Genomic DNA, 12,084 nt, shown 5'->3' on the forward strand with positions numbered 1-12,084 from the left:
ACAATTCAAATGGCGATCGCTACTTAAAACAAACTGTTATTTAAATTGAAGCGATCGCACTTTCTCTCACACAAAAACCTAAAATTGATTTTATAAATAATTTTTCTCTGTCCCCCTTGTCTCCCTTGTCCCCCTTGTCTCCCTTGTCCCCCTTGTCCCCCTTGTCCCCCTTATCCCTTCCCATCATGACTTACTTCCTCGGCGTAGACATCGGCACAACTAGCACCAAAGCGATCGCATTTTCTCATGATGGTGCTATTAAAGCTAAGGGCAGTCAGGGATATGAAATTATCGTCCCGCATCCAACCTGGGCAGAACAAGATCCAGAAGCGCTGTTTAATGCAGTCATTACATCCGTGCGTCAAGCAATGGGTACTGGTATCTCTAAACAGGAAATCGCCGCAGTTGGTTTTAGTGCAGCAACTCATAGTTTACTGCCAGTAGATGCTAACAATAACCCCTTATCAAATATCATTATTTGGGCGGACAATCGCAGTGTTACTCAAACAGAAAGACTCAAACAGGAGGAGATTGCTCATAATTTATATCTGCGAACGGGTAGCCCAATTCATCCCGTCTCTGTTGTGACTAAACTCATGTGGCTGCGGGAAAAAGCGCCAGAGATTTTCCATAAAGCAGCAAAATTTATTTCAATTAAAGAGTATATTTTTTTCAGACTTTTTCAACGTTATGTAGTAGATTATTCTATTGCTTCCGCGACAGGATTATTTAATTTAAAACAACTGAATTGGGATGCAGAAGCTTTAACAATAGCAGGAATAAAACCAGAACAATTAAGCCAATTAGTCTCTACCACCCACATCTTACGCGGGATGCAAACAGAGTATGCAGAAGCAATGGGACTCGATCCGCATACACCTGTTATTATTGGTGCAAACGACGGCGTATTAGCAAACTTAGGCGTAGGCGCGATCGCTCCTGGTGAATTTGCCATTACCATTGGTACGAGTGGCGCAGTACGGACTGTAGCCCCCGAACCAATTACCGATCCGCAAATGCGAACTTTTTGTTACGCCCTCACCGAGAAGCATTGGGCGATCGGGGGACCGACCAATAACGGTGGAATTGTTTTACGATGGTTGCGCGATCGCTTTTGTCATCCAGAAGTAGAAGAGGCGAAACGATTAGGTATCGATCCGTATGACGTGATGATTCAAGCGGCGATGGAAATACCCGCAGGTGCAGAAGGATTGATCTGCTTACCCTATTTATCGGGAGAACGCGCCCCCTACTGGAATCCTAAAGCGCGGGGTGTCTTCTTCGGATTGAATTTCAACCACACGCGATCGCATACAATTAGGGCAGCGATGGAAGGAATTATCTTTGCCGTCTATAGCATCAACGTGGCAATTCAAGAAATCACCGGAACGACAGGAGAAATACGCGCTTCTGGCGGTTTTGCCCGTTCTCAAGCATGGTTGCAAATGATGGCAGATGCATTTGGTATGGTGGTAGCAATGCCAGAAGTTTATGAAGCTAGCGGTTATGGGGCGGCGGTGTTAGCTATGTACGCTGTAGGGGCGATCGCCGATTTATCTGACGTGCAACCGACAATTAAAATTCGCGATCGCATTTCGCCTAACCCCGACTTGACACGCACCTATCATCAGTTATTCTCTCGCTATCATCGCTTATATCGGCAGCTAGAAGCAGAGTTTTAACAGTTATCAGTTATCAGCTATCAGTTACCAGTTAACCAACAACTGTCAACTGTCAACCGTCAACCGTCAACACGTCCGTGTAGCGAGCGCGTTTACCGTCAACCACCAACTACCCATTACCTGTTACCCATTACCAATCGAAAAGCAATCTACTTTTAGATAGATGTCTTAAGGAGGAGAATTGCTTCAAAGTAGCGAAAGATAGGATGTGAAAATCTATCCGTAAAATGCTCAGTTGTTGAGTATATTATATTACTGGTGTTGAGTATATTATATTACTGGTAGTTAAATTTCTTTCTACCTTTTGCCCTCTGCTCTCTGCCTTTCTCGATCGCCCGAGAAGTACTGCATCTATAAATAAGATATATGACACAGCACCGCACAGTTCTAATTGTTGATTGTTGTGCGCCAGATCGAGAAATTTATCGAGAGTATCTTTTAGCAGAGCAAGAGGTTGAGTATCAAATTTTAGAGGCGGAATCGGGACAAAGCGGTTTGTCGCTGTGCCAATCGCGAGCGGTTGATGGAATTTTATTAGAATATCAACTACCGGATTTAGATGGTTTGGCATTTCTAACTAGGCTGAGACAGCAAGCAGGTGAAGATTGCCCTCCCGTAGTCATGGTGACGGGTCATGGAAGTGAGGCGATCGCAGTCAAAGCATTGAAAAATGGTGTAGTAGATTATCTCGTGAAAGGGCAAACTACAGCTGATGAATTGCGTCAAGCAGTAGGTAGTGCGATCGCAAATGCCCAAAGACAGCATAAATTACCAGCTAGCGAACAACGGTTCCAAACATCTGTAGAAAATTTACTCGACTGTTTTGGCATTTATTCAAGTATTCGCGATGAATCTGGAGGGATCGTAGATTTTCAAGTTGAATACGTCAATGCAGCGGCTTGCGAACAGAATTGCATGACGCAGGAACAGCAAATTGGCAGAAGACTTTGCGAGTTACTTCCCGCTCACAAAGAAAGCGGTCTGTTTGAGGAATATTGCCAAGTCGTAGAAACAGGCAAACCACTAATTAAAGAATCTCTGGATTATACAGATGTTTATGGCGATCGCTGCTTAACCAAAGCTTACGATATTCGGATTAGTAAATTAAATGACGGGTTTGTTGCAGCTTGGCGAGATGTCACAGCACGCAAACAAGCAGAAATCGAGCGAGAAAAAATACTAGCTCAAGAAAAACAAGTGCGGGAGGCGGCGGAAAGAAATAAACAGCAATACCGTTTGTTAGCAGCAAAACTGCGAGAGAGCGATCGCCGTTTTCGAGCAATTTTTAATTCCACATTTCAAATGATTGGCTCGCTCTCCCCTGAAGGAATTTTACTCGAAGTGAATCAAACTGCCCTAGATTTTGCGGGAGTGGCAAAAGAAGAAGTTATCGATCGCCCGTTTTGGGAAACCAAATGGTGGACGATTTCACCCGAAATTCAAGCACGGTTACGAGAAGCGATCGAGCAAGCGGCGGCGGGGGAATTTGTTCGATATGAAGTGGATGTGTTGAGTGCAGGTGACAGGGTCGCAACAATTGATTTTTCCCTCAAACCAGTGTTTGATGAAACCGGACAAGTTGTGTTGCTTATTCCTGAAGGGCGAGATATTAGCGATAAGAAACAAGCTGAAGCAACCCTACGAGATGTTTACGCTCAACTAGAACAACGCGCAGCCGCATTAACACAGAGCAATCAGAATTTGCAGGTGGCGTTAGAGGAACTGCAAATTTCTCAAGAGGAACTTAACCAACAAAACGAAGAACTGAGCCAAGCTCGTAATTTGAGCGAACTACAAAGCCAGCGGTATCAAGATTTATTCAATTTCGCCCCAGATGGATATTTAGTTACTAATTGCCAAGGCATAATTCAAGAAGCCAACAGAGCGATAACGAGCTTGCTAGCGATCGACCAACAACAGTTAATTGGCAAACCTTTAAGTGTCTTCGTCGATCCGCAAGAAATGCAAGTTTTTCGGAGTCAGTTAAATCGATTTGCAGCAAAGGCGAATCATTCTGCATCCGCGCAGCTAATTCAAACTTGGGAATTGAACTTAAAACCCTTCCGAGGTAAACCTTTTCCTGCTGAAGTTTCGCTGGCGGCGATCGGCAACGGTCAAGAAGATTTAGTCGGTTGGCGTTGGTTGATTCGAGATATTACACAACGCAAACAAGCCGAAGCAGCTTTGCGTCAAAGCGAAGCTCTCTTCCGAGGCGTATTTGAATCCGATCTGATCGGCATTCTCTTTTGGAACACCGAAGGGCAGATTATCGATGCCAACGAGACCTTTTGTCGCATGACTGGTTATTCGCGACAAGAAATGCAAGCTGGACAAGTTCACTATAAGAATATTACACCGCCGGAATACCACGCAACTGACGCTCAAAAGTTAGAGACTATACAAACTGCGGGTCAATACGCCCCATTTGAGAAAGAATACATTTGCAAAGATGGTAGTCGCATTCCAATTTTACTCGGTTGTGCTTTTCTGCCGGGATATCGCGATCGCGGTGTTGCTTTTGTCTTAGATATCAGCGAGAAAAAGCGATGGGAACGAGAACGGGAAGCACTTTTAGCCAAAGAACAGCTAGCCCGCCAGGAAGCAGAACGAGCCGATCGCAGTAAAGATGAATTTTTGGCGATGGTTTCCCATGAATTGCGATCGCCCCTTAATTCCATTCTCGGCTGGGCAAAACTGCTGCGTACCCGCAAATACGATCCTCAAGTAGCTGCCCGTGCTTTAGAAACGATCGAGCGCAACGCTCAAGCACAATCCCAACTGCTCGAAGACTTGCTAGATGTCTCGCGCATGATTCGGGGCAACCTCCGCCTCACCCTTGCCCCTGTTAATCTCTTGAATGTAGTCGAATCAACTGTAACGAGCTTGAAACTAGCAGCCCAAGCCAAAAACATCGATTTACAATTCCGAATTCCGAATTCCGAATTCCGAATTCTGACTTCTCCCTTCATGGTTTCTGGCGATCTCCATCGTCTCCAGCAAATTATCACCAACCTGCTGACCAATGCAATTAAATTTACTCCTAACGGCGGACGAGTTGAGATTTCGCTCAAACGAGTCGAACAGGGAGCAGGGAGCAGGGACAAGGGGGACAAGGGGGACAAGGGGGACAAGGGGGACAAGGGGGACAAGGGAGACAAGGGGGAAGTTCTAGCCACTAGCCGCCAGCCACTAGCCACTCACACTACTCCCGACTCCCCAAAATTTGCTCAAATCCAAGTTACCGATACAGGTCAAGGTATCAGCCCTGAATTTCTACCTTATATTTTCGAGCGTTTTCGGCAAGCAGATGATGTGACAACGCGCTCGAAAGATGGCTTAGGATTAGGGTTGGCGATCGCCCGTCATTTAGTTGAATTGCACGGGGGAACGATCGCGGCTGCAAGTTTAGGAGAAGGGCAGGGGGCGACTTTTACTGTCACGTTACCTTTACGGGAAACCAGACAGGGGGATGGGGAAGACAAGAAGGACAAGGAAGACAAGGGAGATTTGCCCCTCCAAGGTATCAGAATACTTGTGGTTGACGATGATGCAGATGCGCGGGAATTTTTGCATTTTGCTTTGACCCTAGAGGAGGCGGAAGTCAAGGTAGCGAGATCGGCTAAAGAAGCACTAGAAGTCTTGAACCAATTTCAACCAAATGTAATTGTCAGCGATATTGGAATGCCAGAAGAGGATGGCTACTCTCTGCTACGTCAGGTGCGATCGCAAACAGCAGCCAGAGGAGCCGAACCAATTCCCGCGATCGCTCTGACTGCATTTGCTAGAGAGTCAGACCGTCAAAGCGCGATCGCGGCTGGTTTTCAGCGTCATCTCGCTAAACCTGTGGTCGTAGCAGAGTTAGTCGCCGCGATCGCCGATCTCATTCAAAGCCCGCTCTAGTTCAAAGTCGATAATTCTCAGCCAAAATAATATTTAATTTGATGCAATTTAGCTCTTTTCCTCTGAATATATACGACTGCAAAGACCTTTTGTTTCGGCGATCGTTGAAAGTAATTCTCGATTGCGTGCGTGACATTTATAGGGGCGCACAGATGTGCGCCCCTACAGATCGTCTGTTTTACGCAATTGAAAACCGCTATGAAAGCACAAACTGAAAATTAGCGGCGCGTTCGTAACAACTTTTAATAACTATTGAAAATTTATAATTGCTTTTAATCTCAGAAAAAGTAGCATTTTTAACTATTTCTGTAGATGGATGTTTGCCTTTTTTCTAGTAGCTAAATTGAGGAAATAGTGGGTCTTTTGCAGATAACTAACATTTTATTTCGAGCGGGATAAAATCGAACAAAAGAGACCTGGCAGAAACATCATATTTTATCTGCTAGTCAAAAAAAAGCTGCGAAAGCTCATGCATAGATAGATTCAACCGTAGATGTTTGCGGTTGAATTTCCAATGGAAGAATCAGTGACAACTTAGAAAAAAATCAATTTCTCTCAAGTTATAGCTGTTTTCGCTCCTCATAACACAGTTACGAGCAGTTTTTGAAATGCTTGCTCGTACCATTGTTATGCATGAATTACAAATGACAAATAAAAAACTTTTGAGTGTGGTGAAAAATGCAAAGATTTACAAAATATATCTTCTTATTGACACTTAGCATCTTAATAGCTCCGTTTGCAGGTATCAATTTATTAGCAGCGCAAACAAATATATCAACGTCAGATCGGGCGATCGCCTCCGAGCTTAATTCGACTGAAGAAACTAAAGTACAAAGTTTAGCAGAAAACTCGCTAGCCCAAGTTACATCTGTCTCGCAATTATCAGACGTGCAACCCACTGATTGGGCGTTTCAGGCATTGCAATCTTTAGTAGAAAGATATGGAGTCATTGCGGGTTATCCCGATGGCACTTTTCGCGGTAATCGGGCAATGACTCGCTATGAATTTGCAGCTGGATTGAATGCAGCTTTAGACAGAATTAACGAATTAATTGCCACAGGTAGCGCCGACACTGTTAGTAAAGACGATTTAGCAACAATACAAAGATTACAGCAAGAATTTGCTCCCGAACTTGCAACTCTTCGCGGTCGGGTTGACACGTTAGAAGCAACGACGGCAGAACTAGAAGCCAACCAGTTTTCGACGACAACTAAGTTGGAAGGAGAAGTTATCTTTGCCCTCATTAGTTTGATTGAGGGTGACAATGCTGCTGGCGAACCAGTAGATACTAACCCAACTGCGAGTTACAGGGTGCGCCTCAATTTACAAACTAGTTTTACGGGCGAAGATCAACTCACAACACGTTTGCAAATGGGTAACGTCGTCCCTCTAGGCGGGACAAATAGCGGTGAAACACTGACAAACGAAGGGCGGATCGAATTTGATGGCGATACAGGCGGAGATGCCCAACTGGGGTTACTGCGCTATCGTTTTCCGGTGGGCGATCGCACCAACATTTACTTAGCGGCGGCGGGTAATGGTTTTGTCGATCTCGATGCTTCCTACCAGTTGACTCCCTTCTTAGATGGCAATGCCGTATCATTGTTCGGTTTGCGCAACCCAATCTATAACTACAGTGCTGGTACTGGTATAGGAATCAGGCATTTCTTTAATGACCAAATCGAACTAAATTTGGGCTATCTAGTTCCTACCAATAACGCTAGTAACCCCTTCCCACAAAACGGTCTGTTCGACGGTACGTATGCTGGATTAGCTCAGATCATCTTCAATCTCAGTGACAACTCTAGGTTCGGTCTGTCTTATATCAACTCCTACTCCCCCACTGGAGGCGACGATCCTGATGTAGAGCCAAATACCGAATTAACGCCTTTTGGTACGAGTACTGGTAGTAACCTATCGAATAGCAGCTTTAGTAGACCCGTCAGCGTCAATGCCTACGGTTTTTCGGGTACGTTTAGGCTTAGTCCGGGTCTAGCTATTAGCGGTTGGGTGGGACATGCCAACCATCGTTATATTGGTAGGGGAGATGGGAGTATGTGGACTTGGGCAGCTAGCTTGAACTTTCCTGACTTAGGCAAAGAAGGTAGCGTAGGCGGTATTATAGTCGGCATGGAACCGAGACTAACAGAACTTGACAGCAATCTCGGTAGCCCCGATCGCGATACCTCTTTGCATCTGGAGGCGTTTTACAAGTATGCACTCACAGATAACATCCAAGTGACTCCGGCAATTATTTGGTTAACTGCACCAGACCACAATGCCGATAATGACGACATCATCATCGGTGCAATTAGAACTGTGTTTCGGTTCTAGGACTAAATCTGGGTAGGATTGCGTCCTACCCCCTTACATGACTCATCTACCCAATTTGGCAAATTCGTGACGGGCAATCGTGGCGGAACTCGATCTTCTGGTTTGTAACTTGAGCGTACAGGTGATTGTACTGGCACTTGAGTCGGTTGCGCTCTGCCATTGCCATGCCCGTTTCCATTGCCGTTACCATTTTGATATGGTGCTGCCTGCATAGGCGAAACAACACCGTTACTAGCTGAGCTTATCTGTAGCTTTGTCGGTGTTTTTGAAGCTTTCAACTCCTCGTCTGGATTAAAGTTTAGCCCTAAAGCCGCTACAATTTGGTCGGGGTCGCTATTTAACTGGGCGACAAAAGGCAGCACCTCAATTAGTTTTGGCTCTAAGTTGGTTACGACTGCCAAAATGAAACTAGAACAAGGGCGACGCTTGCCATCAAACGTTCCCCAAATCCGAATTTTAGTCAACCAAGGGCGGTTCTGCTGATAGTAAATCAGCCATTTGACCTTAAGAGCGTGGCGTAGTTGCTGAATGTTCACGACCTACCTCAATCGCAGTTCAAACAACAAAACAGCATGGCTAAGTCTTGCACCTAAGTCAAGATGCGATCGCACTTTTCTAATTGTTTCATTTCATTATCTCACCCTTATTCCCTCTTCTGCCTTTGGTGGTCATTTGTCATTAGCAAACAGGATGTAGGATGTAGGGTGTGGGGTGTGGCGAGTTAATTGCGACTTGCGAGTTGCAACTTGAATTGTCTCCTAACTCCTCAGTTTTGACTTTTGACTTTTGACTTTTGACTTTTGACTTCAAAAAAAAGACCAGCTTCCCATAGCTAGTCCAGTCAACTTATATTACGTTGTCGGCTACGATATTGAGGAATACCAAAACTGTGCGTTCCCATCGCTACAGCGGGCAAAAGCTTTTCCTCCCAACTGATATTGTAACGAGAAACACAGACTTTTTTAACAAAATTCACAAATTCTTGACTTAACTGAGCCAGAAGGTAGATGTTGCAAGGCAATAATTTGAAGTAATCATTAAGTTCGATCGCCATGCCTTGAGTGGAGAGGAGTAAATTTTTACTTCTGCGAGGGGCGTCAGACTTAACATCCGTGCGTGTAACTAGTTCGATTGTTGCAGATATTGCTCTGCTTGCAAAGGTTGCCCCCAAATCACCTGCTCTTGTTTGTAAATGGCAATTCCTGGCTTTGCTCCTTTTGGCTTGTAAACATATTTCGGCTCTGTATATATCACTGGTACGCGATCGCTTTGACGGGCGCGGCTGTAGTAGGCAGCAAAGTCAGCTGCAAACTGTAAATCTACTTCCTCTGGTTCAGCCCCAGGTGTAACCCGCATCAAAACGTGACTGCCAGGAATTTCTTGAGCATGAAACCACAGATCGTAATCTCCGGCAACGCGAAAAGTCAATTGGTCGTTTTGGCGGTTGTTGCGTCCGACGAGTAGTTCAAAGCCACTGGGGGTAGAATAGCGATGAAAATTAACGCTGGAATCTTCATTCGCATTTCGCCGTCCGTAATCTGGTGCTTTGAGATATTTCTGTTGGATCAACTCCTCGCGAATTTCTTTGAGAGCTTCCAAGTCTTCTGTAGATTGATACTTATCGACTTGAGCAACTGCGGCTTCGACTTGCTCTAGATAATCGCGTTCCTGTTCTACCTCGGCTAGTAGCGGTTCTACCGCACCTCTTGCTCGTTTGAGTTTACCCGCTTGCTTGTATAAACCTTGGGCATTCTGAATCGCATTTTTTTCGGGATTGAGGGCGATCGCTATTGGTTCTCCCGTTTCAAAGTCTGCTAGCGTAATTGACTTCATCCCTGGCAGCCATTCTTGGAGGTGAGCCATCAACAAGTCTGCCTGTTGGCGATAGCTATCGGCGCGATCGGATTGCTGCAAACGTGCTTTAAAGCTATCGATCTTTTGCTGTAATTTTGCCAATAAGCTCTGAATTTTTTGACTTAACTGATATTGGAGTTGGCTGAATTCCTGTCTATTGAGTTGATTTGTATAATATTGGTTAAGTAACTCTTGAACGCTTGCTACAGGCTGAATCGCATTCCATTTTAAAACCGTGTATCCCGTTGCCGTCCAACCAGGAGAAAATTGGGCTGTTGCTAATGTTTGCAGCCACGCCTGCCAGTAATGAAATAGCTGCTGCCAATCTTCTGCTGTCAAGCTATCTGTTGATTGCTCTGGATCTAAATCAGCTGCTTGCGCGATCGCCTCTATTAAAGTAGGACTGATACCGCGATAGCTTTTGAGCAAACAGCGTTTTAAAGCCGACGGTACGAGGCTTACCCGTTCTTGCCAGCGCGAAAACGGCTCATCTAAAGCTGGAGCTGTCCCCGTCAGTGCGGGTGGTAATTCGTAACTTTGCCCAGTCTGAATTGGACGCACGCTCGATTTCTGGGGGCTGACTTGATGTGCGGCTGTAGTAATCTCGTTTGCAGTATTTGTCAGGACGACATTACTATATTTGCCCATAATTTCCACGTATACGTGCCAAAGTACGGGTTCCCCTGGACGACGGGCAAACTGTAAATCGACAACTCGTTCCCAAGGGACGACGGGACGACAAGAAATGAGAGCTAAACCATTAAGTTGGTGCAGTAATTGTTGGCTAAAAGTAAAAGTATCTGGTTGTCGTGGTGGTGGAGTACCGATGCAAATGTGGGCTGCTTGAGGATGCCAAGATATTTCTAGCCATCCACGCCGATCGAGTGTCCGTAGCGCTAGCAAAATCGTGTAGCGATCGCGTTGATAAACCTGCTCCAAACGAGCTGGAATCCAATCTTTACTCAACTCGCTACAAGCAGCAGTAAGTGTCGTGAAGTCAACTGGTTGCAATTGAGGGATCTAGGGGTAAGGGATGAACTCAGAAGTCAAAAATTGTAGGGGCGGGTTCACCAGAAATACTGGTCAGAGTCAAAGACTATTGGTAAACTCGCCCGTACAGGTGTCAGAAGTCAGATTACTGATAACTGACAACTGATAACTAATAACTAATTTTTCTTTTCTCTGTCTTTTGAAGGATATCTAAAGATAGATATTGGATAAAAATGCGCTCGAACTAAATAAAAAGCCTGGTTTTTGGGTGATTTTAGCCTTGTAACTCCAAATTTTTATAGATACCATGAAAAGTAGATATTTATTTGCCTCTCGCGCCGCATTTTTTGCGTTAATTTATCATGGACATTCAGTTAATCAACATCGGTTTTGGCAACATTGTATCTGCTAACCGAGTCGTTGCCATTGTCAGTCCAGAATCCGCACCTATCAAGCGTATCATTACTGACGCACGGGATCGAGGACAGCTAATCGATGCGACCTACGGTCGGCGGACGCGGGCTGTGATCGTAACTGATTCCAGCCATGTGATTCTCTCAGCAATCCAACCGGAAACAGTGGCGAATCGATTTGTGATCGGTCGCGACCATCATGGAGACAATTGAGCTGGAGAAGCAGTAGTATGTGAAATAAACCATTTCGTTTTTTTCACTACAAAATTGGGAACGCGGATGACGACAGGTTTGCCTACTCAAATTTCTCCTACCGTAATTCCAGGCTCGAAGGCTGGTCGGTTGATTGTACTCACAGGTCCTAGTGGCGTAGGCAAAGGTACGCTCATGCAATTGCTTTTGCAGCGTCACCCCCAGCTTTACCTGTCAATTTCAGTCACGACGCGCAGCCCTCGCCCTGGAGAAATTCACGGCAAACATTATTACTTCGCGAGCCGTGAAGAATTTCGACAAATGGTCGATCGCGGCGAATTACTAGAATGGGCTGAATTTGCAGGTAACTGCTACGGGACTCCTCGTCAACCAGTGGCAGAAAAGATCGGCGAGGGAAAAACTGCCATCTTAGAAATTGAATTAGAAGGAGCAAGACAAATCCGCGCTTCTTTTCCTGAAGTGCTACGCATTTTTATCTTACCACCTTCAATGGAAGAACTAGAGCAACGCTTGCGCAGTCGCGGTCAAGATTCAGAAGAGGCGATCGCTCGTCGTCTGCGCCGCGCTCAAGCCGAAATTAATGCTGCTGGTGAATTCGATTACAAAGTCATCAACGATAATCGGGAAGCGGCACTGCAAGAAATAGAAGCTATTTTATTTCCCGATTCTAGGCAAGATTAACAAATTAAATTGGTAAT

General features: G+C 45.3%; 8 protein-coding genes. 5 read left to right on the forward strand and 3 right to left on the reverse strand.

Annotation, left to right across the window (positions count from 1 at the left end; all coding sequences use genetic code 11):
* Nucleotides 1–40 precede the first annotated feature (40 nt).
* Nucleotides 41–187: a hypothetical protein gene (locus CHRO_RS31895; RefSeq protein ID WP_181824164.1), complete on the reverse strand. Its 147-nt coding sequence runs from the start codon at nt 185–187 to the stop codon at nt 41–43.
* Here CHRO_RS31895 and CHRO_RS08955 point away from each other — a divergent pair.
* The 3 genes from CHRO_RS08955 to CHRO_RS08965 all read left to right on the forward strand — a co-directional run bounded on the left by CHRO_RS08955 (nt 186) and on the right by CHRO_RS08965 (nt 7,916).
* The gene (locus CHRO_RS08955; protein ID WP_015153881.1) at nt 186–1,682 is read left to right on the forward strand and encodes a gluconokinase; all 1,497 of its coding nucleotides are present in this window, start codon (nt 186–188) and stop codon (nt 1,680–1,682) included. The two genes, CHRO_RS31895 and CHRO_RS08955, sit on opposite strands and share 2 nt — an antisense overlap.
* Before the next feature lie 366 nt (nt 1,683–2,048).
* Nucleotides 2,049–5,582, forward strand: coding sequence for a PAS domain S-box protein (locus tag CHRO_RS29520; protein ID WP_015153882.1), 3,534 nt, complete (start codon nt 2,049–2,051; stop codon nt 5,580–5,582).
* Nucleotides 5,583–6,260: 678 nt separating this feature from the next.
* A complete protein-coding gene (locus CHRO_RS08965; RefSeq protein ID WP_015153883.1) occupies nt 6,261–7,916 on the forward strand; it encodes an iron uptake porin in 1,656 nt (551 codons plus the stop codon).
* Nucleotides 7,917–7,918: 2 nt separating this feature from the next.
* Here CHRO_RS08965 and CHRO_RS29525 read toward each other — a convergent pair whose 3' ends face one another.
* Both CHRO_RS29525 and CHRO_RS08980 read right to left on the reverse strand, forming a co-directional pair.
* Entirely contained in the window at nt 7,919–8,452 is a 534-nt protein-coding gene (locus CHRO_RS29525) for a DUF5331 domain-containing protein (RefSeq protein ID WP_015153884.1), read from the reverse strand.
* 586 nt (nt 8,453–9,038) lie between these two features.
* Nucleotides 9,039–10,781 carry an Rqc2 family fibronectin-binding protein gene (locus CHRO_RS08980; RefSeq protein ID WP_015153885.1) on the reverse strand — a complete coding sequence of 581 codons (1,743 nt, stop codon included), beginning with the start codon at nt 10,779–10,781 and terminating at the stop codon, nt 9,039–9,041.
* Nucleotides 10,782–11,122: 341 nt separating this feature from the next.
* Between CHRO_RS08980 and remA the strand changes: the two genes are divergently transcribed.
* Nucleotides 11,123–11,386, forward strand: a complete 264-nt coding sequence (gene remA / locus CHRO_RS08985) for an extracellular matrix/biofilm regulator RemA (protein ID WP_015153886.1) — start codon at nt 11,123–11,125, stop codon at nt 11,384–11,386.
* 66 nt (nt 11,387–11,452) lie between these two features.
* Nucleotides 11,453–12,067, forward strand: a complete 615-nt coding sequence (gmk, locus tag CHRO_RS08990) for a guanylate kinase (RefSeq protein ID WP_015153887.1) — start codon at nt 11,453–11,455, stop codon at nt 12,065–12,067.
* Nucleotides 12,068–12,084 lie beyond the last annotated feature (17 nt).

The sequence above is a fragment of the Chroococcidiopsis thermalis PCC 7203 genome (assembly GCF_000317125.1).
Taxonomy (GTDB): Bacteria; Cyanobacteriota; Cyanobacteriia; order Cyanobacteriales; family Chroococcidiopsidaceae; genus Chroococcidiopsis; species Chroococcidiopsis thermalis.